Below are 22,311 nucleotides of genomic sequence, written 5' to 3' on the forward strand. Positions count from 1 at the left end.
TCATCTTTTCTATGCTGACGTGGAAGGAACCCCAGGAACTGAAGTTACGTTCTTTGACATTCCTCATCTTGGGCAAACATACAGGGGAACTTCAGATATTTCTACTGTATCACTAAGGGGGTAGAAATTCAGATTGCGACAGATGAACCAATGGAAACAATGGGGGAAAAACTAGCACTTCCACCATTTTTGGAACCCAATCGAAAAGAGATCGAAGAAAAATTACGACCATTGATCTTAAATTAAATCTTGGAGGAATATATAATGAACCATCTAAAAGGAATACACCATGTAACTGCTATTACAAGCAGTGCAGAAAAGAACTATGAATTTTTCACATATGTTTTAGGTATGCGTTTAGTTAAAAAAACAGTAAATCAAGATGATATTCAAACCTATCATTTATTCTTTGCTGATGATAAAGGGAGCGCAGGCACGGACATGACGTTCTTTGACTTCCCCGGTATTCCGAAAGGCGTACATGGTACAAACGAGATTTCAAAGACATCTTTCCGTGTACCGAGTGATGAATCATTAGACTATTGGGTAAAACGTTTTGATCGTTTAGAAGTCAAGCACACTGGAATTAAAGAGCAATTTGGCAAGAAAACTCTCTCTTTCGTTGATTTTGATGATCAGCAATACCAATTAATTTCAGATGAATTCAATAAAGGCGTGGAATCTGGTACACCTTGGCAAAAGGGTCCTATACCACTGGAATATGCCATTACTGGTTTAGGTCCTGTTTTTGTTCGTATTGCGAACTTTGATTACTTTAAAGAAATGATGGAAAAAGTCCTATTATTTAAAGAGACAGATAAAGAAGGGGCATTCCATTTATTTGAAGTGGGGGAAGGCGGGAATGGTGCCTCGGTCATTGTCGAATATAATGCCATTCTTCCTGAAGCCCGACAAGGGTTTGGTACGGTTCACCATGCGGCATTCCGTGTAGAGAATCGCTCTGTTTTAGAAGAATGGATTGAACGGATGAGTAGTTTTGGATTCCATACATCCGGTTATGTCAATCGTCACTTTTTTGAGTCATTATACGCAAGAGTGGCACCGCAAATTTTATTTGAGTTCGCTACAGATGGTCCTGGTTTTATGGGAGATGAACCTTATGAAACGCTTGGGGAAAAATTATCTTTACCTCCTTTCTTAGAGCCTAAACGTGTAGAAATAGAAAAATTAGTTCGCCCCATTGATACAGTGAGAAGTACAAAGGAATTCATCAAAGAATAAAAGGAAAAATATTCAACCAATTACTAAACCTGAGTGAGGAATAATTTTTACTTCAGAATAAATAGTAGAAGGAAGGTAAATCTTACAATATAGTACTTTCAGCAACAGACACTTCATATAATTATTTTAAAAATTAAAATAATTATAGGGTGGATGGAAAGATCGAATTGCACCCATTGGGGAAACTTAAACAACCTTGTATCCATTTTCTAATAACGAATTGATTTTATCTGTTGTGTCGTTCCATTTTCATCAGGATTGCTCCAAAATCCAATTACTATTACAGCTTTGCATAAACTTCAACCCAACGGACAAGTGCTGATCCCTGTTACAAAATTGGCGTTTTGTAGTGAATTTCTTAAAGCGCCTGATAGTTGTTTATTGTTTAATAGCCTTCCAGGGTTACAAGAAATTAGGATTATTTATCAAAAATAAAGGCTTAACCTTTGTATAGCTGATAATCATTGTGATTATGTGGAATTGGAATTTACACAAAATCTAGGACTTGACTTGAATGAGTGCCATAATCGGACAGCTAGTGCCGATTTCAAGGATAATCCTGTCTGAATTAAGATCATTTCGGACATACTGGGTGATTTTAGGGGTGATCCTTTCACAATCACGTGCTCTTCAGCAAAAATTTATTTTTAACCTGTTTGAAAAACAAAACTCTTAGCGAAAAAAGCATTCGAAATAGAGCCAATTAAAAAGGACACCCTTGTCTAAGAATGTAGACAAGGGTGACTTGTTTTGAAATCATACGCCTTCCTTGAAATCGCAGAGAGCTTCATCTATAAGCCGACGGGCGACACTTGCGAACACAGGGTTGCTGATTTGGTAGTAAGGAAGGGCAATCAGTCCCACAGACAAGGCCCATCCACGCGCACGCCCCCAGGTGGCGTCGTCAACTGCAAAAGCTACACGCAACCTTTCCCGGTCATCGACAGAAAGCAGATTCCAGGCGAACATCCAGTCATTTGCAGGATCTCCCACACCCAGGCCCCCGAAGTCGATGACAGCACTGAGACGTCCTTGTTCGACAAGCAGGTTACCAGAAAGGAGATCTCCATGGATCCAGACGGGCGGTTTGTCCCAAACTGGTGTCTGTAATGCTGCATCCCAAGCGAGAGTTGCTGAATCAGTATCAATCGAGTTATGTAGCTTTTCGATTGCTTCTCGGACTCCGACATCTCTCATTGCAAGTGGCAGACCACGTCCAAAGTTGTGATCACCAGGGGGAGGGCCGCCGGCGGGATTAATCCGCTGCAGGGCGGATACGAAATGAGCGAGCTCTGTCGCCGCTTCGTATGGAATGTCAATTTTCCCCGTAATCGCGTTTTCACCCTTAATCCATCGATACACGGACCAGCGCCAAGGGTAGCCTTCAGCTGGAAGCCCAAGTGCAAGCAGTGTAGGGATCGTAAGCGGCAGGTGCGGGGCAAGGATTGGGAGCCACTGTTGCTCCTTCTCCACCTGCTTGATAGCCCAATTGCCAAGGGGTAATCGTACGAACATATCCTTACCGAGCCGATAGATTGCATTTTCCGTCCCTGTGGAGTTGAACGGCTCGAGAGGAAGGTCTGCCCATTGTGGAAATTGTTCGGAAACCAGCCGTTTTACGAGAGATGGGTTGATTTCTGGCGTATCTTTTGAAATAGTCATGGAACCTCCTTTTGAAATGTAAATAAATTTTAAATAGTTAGTTTTGCTTCCTGACTGTTACATTTTTTTAAGCCAGGATTTGCTTCACTTTATTCATGACCGCTTCCTGGAGTTTCGACAGCTTTTCCTTGCTATCTGCCATCGAGTCGCCTTTTACAGCAAAGTAAAATTTAGCCTTTGGTTCTGTTCCAGATGGACGAAGGCAGAACCAAGAACCATCCGACAAATGATACTTCAAGACATTGGAACGTGGTAGGTCAATCTCGGTTTCGGCACCATTTTCAAACTTAGTTGAAGTGGAATAATCCTCGATTGCTGCCACTCCTATGCCAGCGACTTCAGCTAATTTCTCCTGTCTAAATGAATCCATGAGTCCGGCAATTCTTTCCGCTCCATCTTTCCCCTTTAAGGTAATCGATTGAAGAGATTCTTGATAAAATCCATACTTTTCAAAGATTGATAGTAAACCTTCATACAAGGTCATGCCTTTGGATTTATAGAAAGCTGCGACCTCCGCGACAAACACGGCAGACTGTACAGCGTCTTTATCTCGTACAAAATCTCCAATCAAATAGCCATAGCTTTCTTCATACCCTAACAGGAAGGTGTGCTGCTTTGTCTGTTCAAATTCTTTAATCTTTTCTCCGATAAATTTAAATCCTGTTAGTGTATCCATGGCTTGTACACCGTAATGCTCAGCAATCGCACGTCCGATTTCAGAGGTAACAATGGTTTTGATCACAACACCATTGACAGGCAGAATTCCTTTCGCTTGTTTTTGCGATAACAAGTACTCAAGCATTAAGGCTCCTGTTTGGTTTCCAGTTAAAACAACATATTCTCCATCGCTATTTTTCACCGCTACACCTAAACGATCGGCATCAGGGTCAGTGGCCATCAGGATATCTGCTCCTATTCGTTCACCGTATTGAATGGCTAGTTCAAATGCCGCGTGTTCTTCCGGATTTGGCGATTTAACCGTTGAGAAATCAGGATCTGGCATTTCCTGCTCCTTCACAACGGTAACATTTTCAAACCCAAATGCCTTTAATCCTTCGCGAACAGGTTTATTCCCAGTACCATGTAAAGGGGAATAAACGATTTTAAAGTTGTTTGCCACTTCTCGCACCATTTCAGGGTTTAATTGCAGCGTTTTTAATTGCTCTACATAAGCGTGATCAATCTCTTCACCAATATAGGTTAATAAGCCGCTAGTTAATAGTTCTTGTTCCTCGGCGACTTCCACTGTTAACTCATTTTCAACGGCATTTACATATTGAATAATGATGTCGGCTGCTTCAGGAGGAATCTGGCCGCCGTCTTCACCGTACACTTTAAAGCCGTTATATTCAGGTGGATTGTGGCTGGCAGTAATCACAACCCCAGAGAAAGCATGTAAATATCGAAGGGCAAAAGACAGTACTGGTGTCGGGTGCAGCTCTTCAAATAAATAAGCCTTAATCCCGTACTTTCCAACTGTTTTGGCGACCTCCAATGCAAACTCGGGTGACTTATGGCGCGGATCATAGGCGATGACAACTCCGCGTTGTTTTGCCGATTCACCTTGTTCCGAAATATAACTTCCGAGACCTTCCGCCGCCCGGCGAATAGTATAGGTGTTTAAACGATTGATACCAGGGCCAAGTTCACCGCGCATTCCGCCAGTTCCGAATTCGAGATGTTTATAAAAATGCTCTTCGACTAAACTTTCATTGTCTCTAATTTCTATTAACTTCGCTTTTAAATCTTCTTCTAAACCGTCAAAGGAAAACCATCTTTCTGCAGTTGTTACCCAAGTCATAGTATTCTCTCCTTTTCTTCGCTGTTAAATATAATAATCAGAACGATTGATAATATCCTCTAAAATTTCAGCTGGTTGTTTATGAGTGGTGTCATAAAGATATTTTCTATTTGCAGGTGAGTATTGAAGTTGTTTTAGCAAAAATAAGGAGCGGTCAATTAAAAATGGATCTCCTCGCTTATTCAAACGTTCTATTAAAATGTTCTCATCAGCCCGCAAGACAACATATTTAATCTTTAGATTCAAGTAAGCAAAATGTTTGCAGAACCACTCTAACTCATCTTCCACAACAATATCGATAATCACATTGTAATCATGTTGAATAAAAGTTTTAGTTAAAGAAAGTATATGTTTCCACATAATTACTAACTTTTCATCCCAAGGTGGTTCAGAGGTTTCCTCATACATGGAGAGGAAGTCATCCCCTTTAATAAGGGCACTTTTCTTTACAGTTTGTGCTAGTTTTTTTGCAAGTGTGGATTTACCAACCCCGCAAGGTCCAGAGATAATATAGATTGTTTTTTCGTTAACCATAAGCTTTTCACATTCTCCTATAATCTATAGAAAAAGTTATTCTTTTCTTTCAGCAGTGGATTCCCTAATGATGAGCTTGGTAGGTAACAGAATCTCGTGAATCGGCTCATCTTTGTTTTCCATTCTCCAAAAAAGCTGCTCCACTGCTTTTTTTCCGAAATAATTTAAATCAATATCCATTGTTGTTATCTTTGGGGTTGAAATTTGTGATAATTGTCCATTATCAAAGCAGCATACCGATACATCTTCAGGTACTTTAAAACCTCTTTGCTGCAAAACAGAGGTGCCAAGGAAACCGAGTCCATCGTTCACACAAAACCATGCTGAAGGCTCATCTTGTAGGGTATCAAGGAATGAATGGATGTCACCCTGGTTTTCCTTTGCGTTTGTAAACATAAAGTCCTCTTTAGGCGTTAACCCGTATTTTTTAAAAGCAAGTAAGTATCCCTCGAATCTCTCTTGATAGCTTGGAGAAAATTCAATATCACCTACGAAGGCTATATCACGATGTCCTAACTGAATTAAGTGTTCTACAGCCATAAAAGCTCCAAAACGGTTATTCGTTAAGATGGAATCAGCCATTAAATAGGGTGAATGATGGTCAATCAAAACGGTAGGTATACCTGTATTGATAATGTTAGAAATATAATCGGTACTGATATGGGAAAGAAATAAAATTCCATCAATTTCCTGATTCGTTAGCAAGGAGGGGAGAGCTAAGTTCTCTTTAGAATCTCTATCAATCGGTTCAATAAATAAATTCATGCCGCGGGCTCGAACTTCTTTTTCAACGCTTAAGTAAATTTCACCAAAAAAGCTTTTAAGTGAAAAAGCAAAATCAGAAGCGATTAACGCAATATTTTTGAGTTCCTTTTTATCAACCTGTTTTTGATTTCGACTATTCGAATAGGCATAACCCATTTCATCAGCTGTATGCTGTACCAGCATCCGTGTCTCTTCGCTAACTCCTGGCTTTCCGGACAAAGCTTGGGAAACAGAGTTTTTCGAAATATTTAACCGATCGGCTATATCCTGCATGGTCACTTTTTTTGTCATATCTTTTTCTCCCTTAATAGATATCCAATGGGTAATTGTATTTGGTCATTAATTGTAATTCTATTGTAACGTTACAAAATAAAAATTACAAGAGTGTGTTTATTTGTTTAAAAGGTAAGTTGAGCTCTTATCTCGGATTAAAATGTTTGACAAGGCGAAAGTAAGGTGCAATAATTGGTTTTGTAAGGTTGTATATAACGTTACAAAAGAATTATTTTTGTAATTTTGTAATCTTTTAATCATTGAGAAATATGGGATTTCGGCTAAAATCCCATATTTTTGACTCGGATTACAAATATTATACTTTTTTTTGAAAGTTTTTGATAGCGCTGTCATCTCAGAAGATGCATCGGTGGAAGTCGATGGAAAGTTTTAAAGGGTTTTGGGTATTACTAATTATATTTAGAAGTTGAATTAGATTTTAACATTGGAGGAATATAAGATGAAAATGAAAAAAGTAGCATCAGTCTTATTTGCAGCTTCTCTAACAGTTTCTGGTCTTGCTGCTTGTTCTACAGGTAATAAGGAGGAGCCAAGCACAGCTAAAAAAGGTGGGGTAACAACGATTGAATTCTGGGCTGCTCCGAACCCAACACAGCAAGTATATTGGAAGGAAGTTGCCGAAAAGTTTACGAAGGAAAATCCTGATATTAAAGTGAATGTTAGTCCAATGAAGGAAAGTCCAACATCAGAAGCAAGTATTCAATCCGCGATTGCTGGTAAAAGTGCACCGACAATGTCTGAAAATATTAACCGTGGTTTTGCGGCTCAGTTATCTGAAAGTAAAGCGCTTGTACCTTTAGATACATTAGACGGCTGGGATGATGTAAAGAAAAGCCGTAATATGACAGAAACCATGAAGGCTTGGAAATTTGCTGACGGCCACCAATACGTATTGCCAATTTACTCTAATGCGATGTTATTTGGCTGGAGATTAGACATCTTAAAAGAACTTGGCTACAACGAGCCGCCAAAAACATATAGCGAAATGCTAGATGTGGCAAAGAAATTAAAAGCTAAATATCCTGATAAATACCTATGGGCAAAAGCAGACCTTGCCGATCCAACTTCATGGAAAAGATGGTTTGACTTCTTCATGTTATATGATGCGGCATCAAACGGTAACAAGTTTGTTGAAGGAACGAAATTCACTGGCAATCAAAAAGCCGGCGAACAGGTTCTTGGTTTAATGGATGATCTTCGTAAATCCAATGCGTTATTAACAAGACAGGCAAAAGATCCATTTGAAAGTGGTTTAGGAATTTTCGTGGATGTTGGTCCTTGGACAATCCCATACTGGGCTGATAAATTCCCGAATATGAAGTTCAACGAAACTTATACATTAACACCACCACCTGTTCCAGATGGCACAGATACGAAAGATGTTAAAACGTTTGCTGATACAAAAGGTCTAGTTATTTATGCTTCTGCAACGAAAGAACAACAAAAAGCAGCGATGAAATTCATTAATTGGGTGTATTCAAAACCTGAAAATGATGTGAAATGGCTTGAGAAGACAAGCTTACCGCCTGCTCGTGATGATTTAACAACAAACGATGCGTTTAAAGCGTTCTTTGACAAAAATCCAGCTTTACAACCATACGCAGCTGCCGTTCCAAATGGTATCCCGCCAATGGATAACTCAAAATACAATGATATTCAGACCTTTATTGGTCAACAAGCTTTCAATCCAGTAGTAAAAGGTGAGAAAGATCCGAAAACTGGATGGAAGGATATGCAACAAGCAATTAAGGGGGCTCTGAAATAATGAGCACAAAGCAAGGAAGGTTAGGCTGGCTGTTTGCCAGTCCTTATCTTTTATACGCAGTCGTATTTTTTCTCATTCCACTTGTTTGGTCCTTGTTTTTATCCTTTACTGATTGGAATTTAATTGCTCCAACGTTTACGTTTGTTGGATTTGATAATTATTTGCAGGCTTTTAAGAGTCCAGGTGTCCAAAGCGCCTTTTTTGTATCCTTTAAATTTATGGCTGTATTTGTACCATTAGTTATTGCGTCATCGATTATCGTTGCGTTAATCGTTCATGGACTCCCTAAATTTAAAGGATTGTTTCTTATTGGTTTTTTCCTTCCTTATTTAGCATCAGGGGTTGTTTCTTCCTTTATCGTAAAAGGAATTTTATCTTATAACAGCCCAGTCAATGAATTCTTAAGAAGCTCATTGGGCTTGGATATTAACTGGCTTGGAACACCTTTTGCTGCACTCTTTGTGGTTGCGATGATTATCGCTTGGAAATTCACAGGGTACTACGCGCTCATCTTAACTTCTGGTTTTGAGAGCATCGATAAGGAAGTATATGAAGCTGCGATGATTGATGGGGTAACTCCTTGGCAGCGTTTTTGGAAAATTACGTTTCCGCTTCTATACCCAGCTTTATTTACGGTCCTCATTTTATCCATCGGTGTGACATTTGGTATTTTCACAGAGGTGTACCAATTAACAGGTGGAGGACCTAATTTTGCAACCAATACGTGGCAAATGGAGATTTTTACAAGAGCGTTCTCGAATCTTCAAGCTGGTTATGCTTCAGCGATTGCGATTATTGCCTCTGTCGTCACGTTTATTTCAATATTTATCATTCGAAAACTCTTAGAAATGTGGGGGAAACGAAATGGGTGGAGCTAAGAAAAACGGATTATTGTTTCGTTACCTAATTGCCGTTGTTCTTTTACTTATTATGATTTTTCCATATATTTATATGGTGTTGAATTCTTTTGCTGTTTGGGATCAAGTGGATCAAAAGCTCATTCCAACCGAGTACAGCTTGAAGTCTTATCAATGGCTGCTAGGCGGAGGAGAAGCGGTCATCCCAAGACCATGGCTTAATGCGTTTTTAAACAGTTTTATCGTTTCAGGTGCATCTACCTTATTAATGATGGTTACCGGGGTAATGGTTGCTTATGCCTTAGCGAAAATACCTTTTAAAGGAAGGGACACGGTTAATAACGTTATCTTATTCCAAATGTTTTTTCCGGCGATTATTTTGTTGATCCCTACCTTCCTTGTGATTCAACGAATCGGCATGTATGACTCGTATTGGGGCATGATTTTGCCAAAAGCTCTTAGCTTATGGGCTGTGTTTATGTATACCAATTTCTTTAAAGCGATACCGGATACCTTTATTGAAGCAGCGAAATTGGATGGGGCTAACGATTTGCAAATCATGTTCAAAATCGTTCTTCCGATGTCCAAATCGATTACGACTGTAATCTTCTTATTCCTGTTTATGGAAAGATGGACAGAGTTGTTATGGGATATGTTAGTGGCAAAGAGTGACAATATGCTGACATTGAACGTGCTTTTATCACAAATGTTTGGTCCATATGGCGGGTATCCAGGCCCGATGTACGCAGCAGCTGTGCTATTGACGCTTCCGATCATTATTATCTTCTTACTGTTCTCGAAAAAATTCCAAGAAGGTATGCAATTTACACTTAAGTAGTTTTCCGAGATTGGAGTTCTAAATCAATGGATAAATGGTGGAAACGATCTTCTTTTTATGAAATCTATATGCCAAGCTTTAAAGATGGAAATGGCGATGGGATCGGTGATTTTGCAGGAATCACCTCCAAACTCGATTATTTGAAAGAGCTGGGGATTGAGGGAATATGGCTGACTCCTTTTTATCCATCGCCAAAGGTCGATAACGGCTATGATATTTCCGATTACAATGGAATTGATCCAGATTATGGGACGATGGCAGACTTTGAGCTATTTCTTCAAGAAGCTCATAAGCGCGGGATTCGTGTGATTGCTGATTTGGTATTAAATCACACCTCTTCTGAACATCCATGGTTCCAAGAATCAAAATCTTCCAAAAATCACCCCAAGCGTGATTGGTATATATGGAGAGATGAGCCGAACAATTGGGAATCCTTCTTTGGCGGCACTGCCTGGGAATATGATGCGGAGACGAATCAATATTATTACCATGCTTTTGCGAAGGAACAGGTGGATTTAAATTGGGCCAATCCTGAAGTGAAATGTGCGATGTTTGATGTTATGAAATTTTGGCTTGAAAAGGGAATCGACGGTTTCAGGCTTGATGTCATTAATTTCTTAAAGGTCCATGATCGGTTTGAAGACAATCCAACCGATGGGGAACAAATCCATTTATACGATAAGGACCAAGAGGGAGTTTTATCCGTTATTTCGGAAATTGCTGCGTTTGTTCATCAGTATCCGGATAAATTCCTGGTTGGTGAGGTTGGTTCTGAAGATTTGGATATTCTCAAGCAGTATTCTGGGCTTGGTAAATTAGATGTTGTGTTTAATTTTAATATCGGAAGCATTGGCGAATTTGACGCGGGTAAGCTGTTTGAGCAATTAGCGGCAACAGAGCAGGCTTATGGATCTGCACAAATGCCAACCCTGTTCTTTTCCAGTCATGATATGTCAAGGTATATTTCAAGATTTGGCAACGAGGAGGACCGGGCCAAACTTGTGGCAGTGTTAATGCTGACGGCCAAGGGTGTTCCGTTCATCTATTATGGGGATGAAATTGGGATGCGCGATTGGGTTACTGATGATATCGCGAAAATGAAGGACGTGCAAGGAATCATGGCCTATAAGTTCGCCTTAGAAGAGGGTAAATCACATGATGAAGCGCTGGTCATGGCGAATAAAAAATCGCGGGATAAGTCCCGGACCCCGATGCAATGGAATTTGGATGCCCAGGCTGGTTTTTCTGAGGGACTGCCATGGATTACGGTTCCAGAGGATGCCGGTAAAGTGACGGTGGAAGATCAGCTGAATGATCCTGAATCGATGCTTTCTTTTTATAAAAGTTTGCTTAAGCTGCGGAAGGAACATTCCTCTTTACAGGTTGGAGATTACGAATTTTTACGGATGGAAGAAGACATGATTTATTTCGTCAGAAAGGATCAGGTTGAAAAAATAATCGTAGCTTTGAATTTTTCTGATCAGCCGAATTTGCTTGAGGCAGGGACAGATGTGAGATTGTTACTTTCTAACAAACGGACAAGGCTGGACAGAGGAAATGAAATAAATGTTTTGGCTAATGAAGCAATAATCCTAAAGGGGGAAATCGGAAATGACCTTGTTAAAAAAGGGTAATGCTCAAACATGTGAAAAGCTTTTAGCTGAATTCACAACAAAAGCACAACCAACTAATCCTGAAAAAATGATCTTCTCAGGCGTTGGTGAGAATGATGTCTATAATATTAGCGCTCCGTTCGAGGATGAGGGCGAGCTAGTGATTGCAGGGCGAGTCGAATCACGTGATAGTGAACATTCGAATGTAAATTTCTTTGTTGAACGTAATGGCGAGTGGGTGCCGCGGAGTGGTGCGCCGGTTTTTGAATTGCAAGATCCTTTCTTTACACGCATTGCGGGAGAGCTTGTATTGGGGGGTGTTCAGATATTCCCTCATCCAACGAATGAAGGACAGCATGGCTGGAGAACCGTTTTTTATAAAGGTCAATCGATTGCGAATTTACAAGAATTTGCAAAAGGACCGGACGGAATGAAAGACCTTCGCTTAGTTGAATTAAAGGATGGAAGTATTGGGGTATTAACAAGACCTCAAGGTGAAAAGGGCGGCAGAGGAAAAATCGGCTGGACTCGAATCTCAACGCTCGCAGAATTGTCGGTTGATGTAGTGAGCGAGGCTCCCCTGCTCGAGGGGCAGTTTATTGACGAAGAATGGGGCGGAGCGAACGAGCCTCATTTATTGGCAAATGGTTTTGTCGGCGTATTGGGGCATGTGGCTTCCTTCGATGGAGAAGGAAATCGTCATTATTATCCAATGGTGTTTGCCCTTGATCCGGAAACAGGAGCTTTTTCCGATATGGAACTAATCGCAACAAGAAGCTGCTTCCTTCCTGGACCATCCAAGCGCCCGGACTTAGTGGATGTCGTGTTTAGCGGCGGCTTGGTTCGTAAGCAGGATGGTAATGCCGTTCTATATGCGGGCATTAGTGATGCTGAAGCGCAAAAGATTACCATATTAGATCCATTTTTAAAATATGAGCAATAATTGACTAATCCAATGAGGTGAGAATAAAAATGAACGTTTATCGATATGAAGAAAACCCGGTGGTCACTCCTTCAAATGTAAAACCGCACCGCCCTGATTTTGAAGTAATTGGTGCCTTTAATGCAGGGATTGCGAAATATAACGATGAAATTATCATGCTACTTCGTGTGGCAGAACGCCCGATTAGTAATGATACGAATATTATCAAATCGCCTATCTATAATCCACAAACAAATGAACTTGAGATTATAGAATTACGTTTAGATGATCCTAGATATGATTTTTCTGACTCTCGTGTGATTCGGGAAGCTGGCGATAAAAGTGGTTTTAAGTACTTAACTTCCTTATCTTATTTACGTATTGCACGGAGTAAAGATGGACATCAGTTCATGATTGATGAAAAGCCATTTGTTTACCCTTCGAACGAATTAGAGATTTTTGGAATCGAAGACCCGCGAATTACTCAAATTGAAGATACTTATTATATTTATTTCAGTGCGGTTTCACCTGTTGGTGTCGGCGAATCCATGGTTTCGACGAAAGATTTCGTCTCATACGAACATCATGGCATGATTTTTGCTCCAGAAAACAAGGACGTGTTAATTTTCCCTGAAAAAATTAACGGAAAGTATTATGCCCTTCATCGACCTGTACCGAAAAGTGTAGGCGAGCCAGAAATTTGGATTGCTGAATCAACGAACCTTCTGCACTGGGGAAATCACAAGCATTTGCTTGGGCTTCGTGAAGGCATGTGGGATAGCGCTCGTATGGGCGGTGGAGCTGTTCCGTTTAAAACAGAAAAAGGCTGGCTTGAGCTTTATCATGGTGCAACGGAGGATCACCGCTACTGCATGGGAGCTGTTTTACTAGATTTAGAAAATCCAACAAAGGTCATTGCGCGCTCCAATCAACCGATCCTAGAGCCAGAAGCAGATTATGAAGTGGAAGGGTTCTTTGGAAATGTCGTGTTTTCATGTGGGGCTGTCGTGGAAGGCGATGTCGTGAAAATGTTCTATGGTGTGGCAGACACATCTATGGCGTGTGCGGAGTTAAGCTTGAAGGAAATTTTAGATTCATTGACTTATCTAGAATAGCTTTGAAAATAAGTGCCAAAATCGTGTGATTGATTTTGGCTTTTTTAACATGAATTCGAATGGGGTAGGGCTCTCTAAAAGGAGCGTTTGAGAGTAAATGGATGCTATCCGAGAGAAAAAGTGTGCTAACCGAGAGAAAAGGTGAGTCAACCGAGAATAAACCGGCGCAATCCGTAAGTCCAGTGCGTTTTTTTTAAGTATTTTTACCAGGCAGGTGACGTTTTTATGAAAATAAATGAAAACTGGAAGATCAAACATTTTGATGTGGGGGCCGCTCGCGATTTGGAAGTGGCTTCTCCAGACTATATCGACTACTTCTGGATGACAGCTTCGGTACCTGGCGATGTTCATTCCACGTTAATCGACCGGAAACTGATTGATGATCCTTTTTACGGTCACAATGATTTGAAATGTCAATGGGTAGAAGAAAAGGTATGGTGGTATCGCACCACCTTCGAGTTCCATGATGAAATAACGAAGGACCATCGATATGAGTTAATTTTTGAGGGACTTGATACGTTTGCTTCGGTTTATCTTAATGGAGTAGAGCTGGGATCAGCTGAGAACATGTTTATTAGCCACAGCTTTGAAGTGGCCAGGGAGCTGAACAAGGGGAAAAATGTTTTGGCGGTCAAATTTGATCCCGTCCATGTTCATGCAAAGGATAAGATTCAATATTACTGGTCAGGCTTTAGCAAGAAACGGATCTGGACACGGAAGGCACAAAGCCATTATGGCTGGGATTGGGGGCCACGCTTAGTTGCAGCAGGAATATGGAAGGATGTTCATTTAGAGAAAAGAACCTTTGCTAAAATCGACTCTGTATTTGCTAAAACCAACTCTATTTCACCAAACAAAGCAGTGGTCGAGGTGGACGTGGAGATTGCATCTTTTAGAAAAGATAAGAATTATGAAGTGCTTGTTACCCTCTCCCATGGGGAAGAAAGATTTAAAGCAAACGTAGAAATCGATCGTAAAAAAGGAAAAGGTGTACTGGAAGTAGAAAACCCAAAGCTTTGGTGGACACACGACCTGGGTACCCCTCACCTTTATCAACTAAAGGTGGAATTATATGCGGACGGCATTAAAGTGGATGAGAGAATCGAAGATGTCGGGATTAGAACGATTGAAGTATTGCGTAAGGATGAAAACGGAGATCATTGTTTTACCTTTGTATTAAATGGAGAAAAGGTATTTGCGAAAGGGGCCAATTGGATTCCGATAGATAGCTTTATTGGAGCTGTTCCGGATTCTCGTTACAGGCATTTAATCAAGATGTCTAAAGACGCGAATATGAATATGCTGCGTTTATGGGGCGGCGGCATTTATGAAAAAGAGGTTTTTTATGACGAGTGCAATCGGCTTGGGATTTTAGTCTGGCAGGATTTCATGTTTTCATGTGCGCTTTATCCTGATTACAATAAGAACTTTATGGCCAACGTCAAAGAGGAAATTATTCATGTCGTCAAACGGCTGCGGAATCATCCGTGCCTGGCTCTTTGGTGTGGAAACAATGAGAATGATTGGCTGTATGAAGCGCTTTATTCATCAGGGGAAATTACACACCCTTTTTACGGTGAAAAAATCTATCATGAATTAATGCCGGAATTACTTGAAGAACTAGACCCAACTCGTTTATTTTGGCCAAGTTCGCCATTTGGAGGAAATGATCATAACTCAAGGGAGCAGGGAGACACGCATAATTGGCAGGTTTGGCATGGGAATATTGAGCCGCGTACGTTCGGCCAGCCGCAAACAGTCAATTACAGTGTTGAAGGGCTGTCGTTTAAAAATTTTAAAAATGATACGACTAAATTTGCAAGTGAATTTGGTATGCACGCCTCTTCCAACCGCTACACGTTAGAACGAAATATCCCGAAGGATCAGTTTTTCTGGGGAAGCGAAGAAATGGCGTACCGCAATAAGGATATTCATCATCCAAAAGGAATTTTGCTGATGGAAGGCTATACTGGTGTTCCGAAGGATTTAGATGAGTACATTGCTTATTCGATGTTAACGCAGGCAGAAGGATTGAAATTTGGCATCGAACATTATCGCCGGAATAAACCACATACAAGCGGCGCTTTATTTTGGCAGCTAAATGACTGCTGGCCGGGTACTAGCTGGTCTGTTATCGATTATTATTTATTGCCGAAAGCTTCTTATCATTATGCCAGGAAGTTCTTTAGTCCTGTTCTTTTAACGATTGACCACGAACCAGGAAAAGAGCTGAAGGTTTGGGTGGTAAATGACCGATTAGAAGCTTATGAGGACGAGATGGAGCTGGCTGTTTATCAAATGAATGGCGAAAAGGTCTTTTCTAAGCAATGGACGGTATCGGTACCATCCAATGTTTCACAGCAGGTGGACATTGTTTTAGAGCAAGATGCTTTTAATGGGTTGCAGCCGGAAGAAGCAGTCATGGTCCTCCGCTCAAAAAATAATAAAACTGAAGATAATTTCTATTATTTTCGCGATCAAAAGGATATGAGATTTGCAGAGTCGGAATTAACCGTTGTGGTTGACAAGGAGAAAAATGAGTTGACGGTTTCCACCGACGTGGCAGCGCGGATGGTAACTATTGAATTAGATATGGAGCAACTTGTGATGAAGGATAATTTCTTTGACTTACTCCCAAATCAGAAAAGAGTGATTGCCGTGCATCAGGTTGAGGGGAAAGAAATTCCTTGGGATACATTGAGTATTAAGGCTATGAATAGCAGGAAAATAAGGGGGGATTTATCATGAAAGCAGCCGTGTTGCAAGGAACAAAGCAACTAGAGGTAATGGATTGGACGTATCGATCCCCAGTAGCGGGAGAGGTCATTATCAAGGTGAAAAGCTGTGGCATTTGTGGTACGGATCAGCATATTTATCATGGTCACCCTGGATCGGCAGAAGTCCATCCTCCGATTGTGCTCGGTCATGAATTGGCTGGCGTAGTGGTAGAAGTTGGTGCAGAAGTATCGACGCTCCAAAAAGGCGACCGAGTGTCGATTGATCCGAACATTTATTGCGGTACATGTGAGTATTGCCGCAGCAACCGAGCTCATTTGTGTAACCATCTTCAGGCTGTCGGAGTAACAAGAGATGGCGGTATGGGGGAGTTTTGCGTGGTACCAGCTGCCAATTGTTATAAGATTCCAGATGCGATGACCTTTGAAGAGGCTGCGCTTGTCGAACCATTAGGATGTGTGCTTCATGGTTTTAAAAAGGTTCGATTCTCACCTTTAAGCCGTGTACTCATTATTGGAGGCGGTTTTATTGGGCAATTGTTTTTGCAATTGGTGAAAAATCAAAAAGTACATTCGATTACTGTCATTGAGCCTGCCGAAAATAAACGGGAGCTTCTCTATCAGCTTGGTGCGGATGAAGTAGTTCATCCAGAGAATGCTTCTAATCTTGAAGTGGATGTCGTGATTGAATGTGTGGGCAGAGGAGAGAGTATGGAGTTAGCGGTTCAATCAGCGGCAAAAGGCGGCCAAGTGTTACTGTTTGGCGTGGCAGCTCCAGAAACGGTTATCTCTGTTTCGCCTTTTGAAATCTTTTCTAAAGAACTTACCATCAAGGGGTCGTTTGTGAATCCATATACTCACGATGAAGCGATTGCCCTTATTTCAAAAAAAGTGGTGGATGTAGGGGCGCTCATTTCTCATCGTTTTGGGATTGAAGAGCTTCCAGAGGCAATGGCTAGCTTCCCGAAACTTAACGTTTCTAAAGCGGTCATTAACCACTAGTTTCAGAGATTGTCGGCTTTTTAGCCGACTCTCCTGGAAAAGGAGAACCATTTATGTTTCAAATATTTAAGTCTTTTTCTACAGAATTGAAGTTTTATTTGCTGATGAATGCTTTATTTTCCTTTGGACAGGTTTTGTCGGGTGTTTTTCAAAGTGTCTTCTTGTGGAAACTCGATAAAACCTATTCTCTGCTGGCCTATTATAGTTTGTATTGGTCCATTGCCATCATCATTTGTTTTGGGCTTTGCGGGTGGCTCGCCCGAAAAACGAGCCCGATGATTACGATGCGCTTAGGGTTTGTGTTTTATCTGATTACCTATTTGATTATGCTTATTTTTCATGACACCTTAAGTCATCATATGATGTTGTTAGGATTTTCTACTGGTTTGGCCATGAGTTTGTATTATGTCGGTATGCATTTGGCCGTATTAGATTTAACCACCAATGATAACCGGGATCAATTTTTATATGTACAAAGCACTTTATTTACCATTGGAGGGGTTTTCGGCCCAGTTTTATCAGGCATTATCATCTCGCAATTCAAGGGGATGACAGGTTATTATGTTGTTTTTATTGGAACATGTATCTTTTTTGTTATTTCTTTTTTCACTTCTCTAAAAGTGAAAGGGAAGCCGATTACGGCCAAAAGTTATTTTTGGGATGTCATTAAGAATCCATCAAGGGAATGGAAGAAGATGTACAAGGTCATGTTTGCAGATGGAATTGTATCGGGTGTGTACGGGACCTTTTTGATTACGATGATGACATTTAAGGTCGCAGGTGGAGAGTTGAGCCTAGGCGTTTATAATACAGCGGCTGAGCTTGTAGCCATTGCTACCTTCTATATTCTCGCGAAATTCTCTAATCCGAAATATCGTCTTGCGATTTATGCGATTGGATCTATTAGTATCTTTTTGAGCTCTGTATTGGTATCAATCCTGCCGATCCTCGTTTCATTGATTATTTTTGGAATTGTTTCACCTTTAGCGAACAATATGGTTATCACTTCGATGAGTGCGATGATCTATGAGGCCATTGAAAAGGACCCTATGTACAAGGAAAAGCGCCTGGATTATATTATTATTCGTGAAATTCCATTAGGAGTTGGGAGAATCATCGGTGTCCTTATATTTTTAGTGATGAGGAAAGACTTTGATATCGAACAGCTTTTACCGATTTCCTTCAGTCTTTTTCCGATTATATATGTCATAATTATTCCATCCTTATATTTTATTTGGAGAAAATCCAAAGAGAGTTCTAAGCTGTTCGAATGAAACCTAAGAATTGGGGGATTTTTATGTTAGGTGCAATTGAAGCCGGCGGGACAAAGTTTGTTTGCGCTGTTGGTGATGAAAAGGGAACGATTATCGATCGGATTCAGATTCCAACAACTGTTCCAGAGGATACGATACCGAAGGTGATTGAATTTTTCAAGCAATATCCGATTAAAGCCATAGGGGTAGGTTCATTCGGTCCTATCGATGTCATTAAGGAAAGTCCTACTTACGGTTTTATTACATCTACTCCCAAGCCAGGATGGCGCGATTTTCCGTTCGTACAAAAAATACAAGAGGTTTTTTCTGTTCCGGTTGGATTCAATACGGATGTAAATGCAGCGGCTTTGGGAGAAGCCAAATTCGGTGCAGCGAAAGGATTGGACAGCTGCCTGTACATCACGGTTGGCACTGGAATTGGCGCCGGAGCGATTGTACAAGGGAAACTCCTGCAAGGACTTTCACATCCTGAAATGGGGCATATCCTTGTAAGACGCCATCCAAATGACGAGTATCAAGGGAAGTGTCCTTATCATCACGACTGTTTAGAAGGTCTCGCTGCCGGCCCAGCCATTGAAGCCCGCTGGGGACCGAAAGGAGACCAGCTTGTTGAGCGGCCGGAAGTATGGGATATGGAGGGTTATTATCTTGCCCAAGCCTTGATGCAATTTATTTTGATTCTTTCGCCGAAAAAAATTATCCTTGGCGGAGGAGTAATGAAACAACAACAAGTGTTTACTTCACTTAATAGGTATCTGAGGGAATTTTTGAATGAGTATGTGTCTTTGCCGGAGCTTACTGATTATATTGTGAGTCCGGGTTTAGGTGATAATGCCGGAATTACTGGTGCATTAATGCTTGCTTATCAAGCGTTTCAAGGGGATATTTAAAGATTAAAATTATTTCTGGAGGCGATTTTTGTGCAACCATTATTTTTAAAACCTGTTTTTAAAGAAAGAATTTGGGGCGGAACTGCCCTACAAAAAGAATTTGGATATGAGATTCCATCAGACATTACAGGGGAATGCTGGGCGATTTCCGCACATCCGAATGGTCCTTCTGTCATTGAAAATGGTTCATATGCTGGCACTACTTTGGACAATTTATGGCGTGAGCATCCTGAACTTTTTGGGAATCCAAAGGAAGAGGTTTTTCCACTGTTGACCAAGATTTTGGATGCTAACATGGATTTGTCCGTTCAGGTTCATCCCGATGATGCATATGCGAAGGTGAATGAAAACGGAGAACTCGGGAAGACAGAGTGCTGGTATATTATTGACTGTAAAGAAGATGCGGAGATGATTTTCGGTCACAATGCCAAAACCAAGGAAGACTTAGTTCAGCAGATTAACGAAGGAAAATGGAATGAGCTGCTGCGTAGAGTGAAAATTAAGCCAGGGGATTTTTTCTATGTCCCAAGCGGGACTGTCCATGCTTTGTGTGAAGGAACGCTAGTATTGGAAACACAGCAAAGCTCTGACACGACTTACCGGGTGTATGATTATGACCGCAGGGATGCAGAAGGAAATTTACGGGATCTTCATTTAGACAAAGCGATTGAAGTAACGACTGTGCCTCATCAAGATGCAGTAAGTTCACCTCGTTTTGAGGAAAGACAAAATACTAAGATTACGACTTTTGTTGAATCGGATTTTTTCTCAGTGTATAAATGGAAGATTACCGGAAAAGCTTCTTTTTCCTTCCGTGATCAATATTTGCTTTTAAGTGTTATCAAGGGAAATGGTTCTCTTGTTTGCAATGAGGAGCGGTATCCATTGGAGCAGGGGATGCATTTCATCATTCCGGTGGGAATAAAGGAATTTATTATTGATGGTCAATGTGAATTGATTGTGTCACATACCTAGAGGAAAAAGGGAGAGGAAGCGCCTCTCCTTTTTATATTAATCAAAAAATTAGCTTATATCGTAATATAGCTGTCATCACCGCCCCATGTTTGAATTCCCCCTTTTTAATCGAGGAGTTTAATTCTTTCATAGAAAGAGACTGATCTTATCAATAATAACCCCAAAGCGATCGAACTTTTTCTTTAATGGAACTTTTAATTTTCCAATCCATTTCATTCATCTCTCTAATTAATAATTATTAAAACGATTTTTCATGGCTTGTAGTAGAAATGCATAAAATAAGGTGTCCGCTCCATGTGGACAAAAAGGGGGATTTGTCCACGGGTGGTGCCTGACACCGTATTTCTTTTTACTCTATTTGCCCTAACAACTCTAATGCATGTTCTTTTGTTTGGATGGCAAGGAGTTGTTCTCTATATTCTTCGTTCATGAGTTTGCGTGATAGCATTTGAAGAATTTTGAGATGTTCGTTACCGGCAGCTGATTCTGGGACGGCAATCATGAAGATTAGTTTAGCTGGTGTTCCGTCATAGGCCTGCCAATCTACGCCGTCTTTTTTGATGCCAAATACGACTGAAGGTTTTACAACCGCCTTTGATTTGCCGTGTGGAATGGCAATGTTGAAGCCGATTCCTGTTGTACTTTCTTTTTCGCGGCTGATAATGGCTTTTTGAATTTACGTTTAGAGGTGATGGCTCCAACTTGATCCAGTTTTTCGATCATTTCATCAATAACAGATTCTTTCGTGGTTCCTTGGATGTCTGTACCAATTAGCTCTAAACTAATTAGATCTGTTAGTTTCATTAATAATCACTCCACATTCTTTTTCAATCCATTGACCATAAAGGCAGTGACAAATACACCAACAATAATGGCAATTAAGAACATAACTACGTTATCGATTGCTCCGAGTGCTGCGACAATGAGTCCGCCGTGTGGTACATGGTCGCCAACATGGCTTAACATCGCGATGACGGCACCGACCATTGAACCGACCATAATACTTGGTATAACGCGTAGCGGATCTTTTGCAGCGAATGGAATTGCACCTTCTGTAATACCAAATAAGCCCATGAAGAAGGCTGCTTTTCCTAAGCCCCACTCACGAATGAGTAGGGAACATAAAAACAGAGTATTTCAAATGGTAAACCAATCGAGAGGGGCTTACTTAAGGGGATTTGTCCCCTTGCTTTAAAAGGAAGAATCAATGTGAGCTAGAAGATAAGAATAAGTGCTGGATAGCCAGTTGATGAAGATTCACGGATGGATAAAAACATCCGTTCTTTCTTGATTATATGACGCAGGCATCGAGCCTGCTTGACGGTTGGATATTTTATGTTAAATTATAGAGGAGTTTCTGAAGAATTGTACTACGCTAATTTTGCAAAATGCTCAAATTATCAAAATGGTAAAGAGACAACACCTAAAGGTATTTGTTTCTTTACTTTTTTGAAAGGAGATAAAAATTTTTTATCTATTAAAGTAAGCTAATTAGCCCACTACACAAACGAAGGGATCCTTAAAAAATTGTGCAAAAAATAGAAGGTAAAAACAACGAGTTAGATTTGTTTCTACCTTCAAAAATTACTATAAACCCAAGAGGCTTACCAAGACTAAATTCCCATCAACACTCTAATTTGAAAATTGTCATGGCATTAAGCATTTATGTTTAAATAGAGTCTTTAACCATTCGTTTGTAATGATTGGTCTAAACTTATATAGCGATATTCCAACAGACTTTTTAAAACAGATATTTCCTGTAATAATCGCTCTCCCACATTAGTTTCTAGAACCTTTTTGCTCTCGAGTTCTTTTTCCACCAATCTCTTTACTGATAAAACATCTGACCCTTTTAGTAGAACATCTTTTTTTGAATTAAATTTTTCATGGGCGACAAGTTGTATACCGCAGGAATTATATAATAAAGTGTATCCAGCAATTCCAGTTTTCGATTGATAAGCCTTGGAAAATCCTCCATCAATGACTATCATCTTTCCGTTTGCTTTAATTGGATTCTCTCCTTTAAT

The 22,311-nt window shown here is 40.5% G+C and carries 17 protein-coding genes and 2 pseudogenes; 13 read left to right on the forward strand and 6 right to left on the reverse strand.

All coding sequences use genetic code 11. From position 1 onward, the window contains the following. Window positions 1–135 precede the first annotated feature (135 nt). Window positions 136–246: pseudogene (locus COE25_RS32260) on the forward strand (ring-cleaving dioxygenase); the annotation flags it as partial. An 18-nt stretch (window positions 247–264) separates the two neighbouring features. Beyond that, window positions 265–1,242, forward strand: a complete 978-nt coding sequence (locus COE25_RS10440; protein WP_098932600.1) for a ring-cleaving dioxygenase — start codon at window positions 265–267, stop codon at window positions 1,240–1,242. A gap of 756 nt (window positions 1,243–1,998) precedes the next feature. Here COE25_RS10440 and COE25_RS10445 read toward each other — a convergent pair. The 4 genes from COE25_RS10445 to COE25_RS10460 all read right to left on the reverse strand — a co-directional run bounded on the left by COE25_RS10445 (window position 1,999) and on the right by COE25_RS10460 (window position 6,295). Next, the gene (locus COE25_RS10445) at window positions 1,999–2,904 is read right to left on the reverse strand and encodes an aminoglycoside phosphotransferase family protein (protein WP_098932601.1); all 906 of its coding nucleotides are present in this window, start codon (window positions 2,902–2,904) and stop codon (window positions 1,999–2,001) included. A gap of 67 nt (window positions 2,905–2,971) precedes the next feature. Then, window positions 2,972–4,705, reverse strand: coding sequence for a phospho-sugar mutase (locus COE25_RS10450; protein WP_098932602.1), 1,734 nt, complete (start codon window positions 4,703–4,705; stop codon window positions 2,972–2,974). A gap of 24 nt (window positions 4,706–4,729) precedes the next feature. After that, entirely contained in the window at window positions 4,730–5,239 is a 510-nt protein-coding gene (locus tag COE25_RS10455) for an AAA family ATPase (protein WP_098932603.1), read from the reverse strand. Between the two features lie 36 nt (window positions 5,240–5,275). Continuing rightward, window positions 5,276–6,295: a LacI family DNA-binding transcriptional regulator gene (locus tag COE25_RS10460; RefSeq protein WP_098932604.1), complete on the reverse strand. Its 1,020-nt coding sequence runs from the start codon at window positions 6,293–6,295 to the stop codon at window positions 5,276–5,278. Window positions 6,296–6,743: 448 nt separating this feature from the next. Between COE25_RS10460 and COE25_RS10465 the strand changes: the two genes are divergently transcribed. From COE25_RS10465 to manA, 11 genes are all read left to right on the forward strand, one after another. Next, a complete protein-coding gene (locus tag COE25_RS10465; protein WP_098932615.1) occupies window positions 6,744–8,063 on the forward strand; it encodes an ABC transporter substrate-binding protein in 1,320 nt (439 codons plus the stop codon). Further along, complete coding sequence (locus COE25_RS10470; RefSeq protein WP_098932605.1) at window positions 8,063–8,941, forward strand: carbohydrate ABC transporter permease; 879 nt, start codon at window positions 8,063–8,065, stop codon at window positions 8,939–8,941. Before COE25_RS10465 ends, COE25_RS10470 begins: the two co-directional genes overlap by 1 nt. Then, complete coding sequence (locus COE25_RS10475) at window positions 8,928–9,758, forward strand: carbohydrate ABC transporter permease (RefSeq protein WP_098932606.1); 831 nt, start codon at window positions 8,928–8,930, stop codon at window positions 9,756–9,758. Before COE25_RS10470 ends, COE25_RS10475 begins: the two co-directional genes overlap by 14 nt. A gap of 26 nt (window positions 9,759–9,784) precedes the next feature. Further along, window positions 9,785–11,392 carry a glycoside hydrolase family 13 protein gene (locus COE25_RS10480; protein ID WP_098932607.1) on the forward strand — a complete coding sequence of 536 codons (1,608 nt, stop codon included), beginning with the start codon at window positions 9,785–9,787 and terminating at the stop codon, window positions 11,390–11,392. Then, window positions 11,370–12,314 (forward strand): MTP-1 family protein, encoded by a 945-nt coding sequence (locus COE25_RS10485; RefSeq protein ID WP_098932608.1) that lies wholly within the window; start codon window positions 11,370–11,372, stop codon window positions 12,312–12,314. The genes COE25_RS10480 and COE25_RS10485 overlap by 23 nt, the downstream gene beginning before the upstream one ends. A gap of 29 nt (window positions 12,315–12,343) precedes the next feature. Next, entirely contained in the window at window positions 12,344–13,408 is a 1,065-nt protein-coding gene (locus COE25_RS10490) for a BtaManbiosPhlase (RefSeq protein ID WP_098932609.1), read from the forward strand. Between the two features lie 225 nt (window positions 13,409–13,633). Next, window positions 13,634–16,156 carry a beta-mannosidase gene (locus COE25_RS10495; protein WP_098932610.1) on the forward strand — a complete coding sequence of 841 codons (2,523 nt, stop codon included), beginning with the start codon at window positions 13,634–13,636 and terminating at the stop codon, window positions 16,154–16,156. Continuing rightward, window positions 16,153–17,145, forward strand: a complete 993-nt coding sequence (locus COE25_RS10500; protein ID WP_098932611.1) for a zinc-dependent alcohol dehydrogenase family protein — start codon at window positions 16,153–16,155, stop codon at window positions 17,143–17,145. The genes COE25_RS10495 and COE25_RS10500 overlap by 4 nt, the downstream gene beginning before the upstream one ends. A 53-nt stretch (window positions 17,146–17,198) precedes the next feature. Continuing rightward, window positions 17,199–18,419, forward strand: coding sequence for an MFS transporter (locus COE25_RS10505; protein WP_098932612.1), 1,221 nt, complete (start codon window positions 17,199–17,201; stop codon window positions 18,417–18,419). A gap of 23 nt (window positions 18,420–18,442) precedes the next feature. Further along, window positions 18,443–19,309 (forward strand): ROK family protein, encoded by an 867-nt coding sequence (locus COE25_RS10510; RefSeq protein WP_098932613.1) that lies wholly within the window; start codon window positions 18,443–18,445, stop codon window positions 19,307–19,309. 30 nt (window positions 19,310–19,339) lie between these two features. After that, window positions 19,340–20,284, forward strand: a complete 945-nt coding sequence (gene manA / locus COE25_RS10515) for a mannose-6-phosphate isomerase, class I (protein WP_098932614.1) — start codon at window positions 19,340–19,342, stop codon at window positions 20,282–20,284. A 349-nt stretch (window positions 20,285–20,633) separates the two neighbouring features. Here manA and COE25_RS31530 read toward each other — a convergent pair. Together COE25_RS31530 and COE25_RS10530 are read right to left on the reverse strand one after the other, a co-directional pair. Beyond that, window positions 20,634–21,379 (reverse strand): annotated as a pseudogene (locus tag COE25_RS31530) (PTS sugar transporter subunit IIA); the annotation flags it as partial. 587 nt (window positions 21,380–21,966) lie between these two features. Further along, window positions 21,967–22,311: fructose-bisphosphatase class III (locus COE25_RS10530; protein ID WP_142354467.1), on the reverse strand; the 345-nt coding region annotated here is incomplete at its 5' end.

Source organism: Bacillus sp. AFS031507, from assembly GCF_002584635.1.
In the GTDB taxonomy this organism is placed as follows: Bacteria; Bacillota; Bacilli; order Bacillales; family Cytobacillaceae; genus Neobacillus.

Coding starts and splice junctions, on each gene's coding strand:
- COE25_RS10445 (WP_098932601.1), bottom strand. CDS start 2,904: ATGACTATTTCAAAAGATACGCCAGAAATCAACCCATCTCTCGTAAAA.
- COE25_RS10500 (WP_098932611.1), top strand. CDS start 16,153: ATGAAAGCAGCCGTGTTGCAAGGAACAAAGCAACTAGAGGTAATGGAT.
- COE25_RS10465 (WP_098932615.1), top strand. CDS start 6,744: ATGAAAAAAGTAGCATCAGTCTTATTTGCAGCTTCTCTAACAGTTTCT.
- COE25_RS10455 (WP_098932603.1), bottom strand. CDS start 5,239: ATGGTTAACGAAAAAACAATCTATATTATCTCTGGACCTTGCGGGGTT.
- COE25_RS10450 (WP_098932602.1), bottom strand. CDS start 4,705: ATGACTTGGGTAACAACTGCAGAAAGATGGTTTTCCTTTGACGGTTTA.
- COE25_RS10470 (WP_098932605.1), top strand. CDS start 8,063: ATGAGCACAAAGCAAGGAAGGTTAGGCTGGCTGTTTGCCAGTCCTTAT.
- COE25_RS10510 (WP_098932613.1), top strand. CDS start 18,443: ATGTTAGGTGCAATTGAAGCCGGCGGGACAAAGTTTGTTTGCGCTGTT.
- COE25_RS10490 (WP_098932609.1), top strand. CDS start 12,344: ATGAACGTTTATCGATATGAAGAAAACCCGGTGGTCACTCCTTCAAAT.
- COE25_RS10480 (WP_098932607.1), top strand. CDS start 9,785: ATGGATAAATGGTGGAAACGATCTTCTTTTTATGAAATCTATATGCCA.
- COE25_RS10485 (WP_098932608.1), top strand. CDS start 11,370: ATGACCTTGTTAAAAAAGGGTAATGCTCAAACATGTGAAAAGCTTTTA.
- COE25_RS10440 (WP_098932600.1), top strand. CDS start 265: ATGAACCATCTAAAAGGAATACACCATGTAACTGCTATTACAAGCAGT.
- COE25_RS10495 (WP_098932610.1), top strand. CDS start 13,634: ATGAAAATAAATGAAAACTGGAAGATCAAACATTTTGATGTGGGGGCC.
- COE25_RS10505 (WP_098932612.1), top strand. CDS start 17,199: ATGTTTCAAATATTTAAGTCTTTTTCTACAGAATTGAAGTTTTATTTG.
- COE25_RS10460 (WP_098932604.1), bottom strand. CDS start 6,295: ATGACAAAAAAAGTGACCATGCAGGATATAGCCGATCGGTTAAATATT.
- COE25_RS10475 (WP_098932606.1), top strand. CDS start 8,928: ATGGGTGGAGCTAAGAAAAACGGATTATTGTTTCGTTACCTAATTGCC.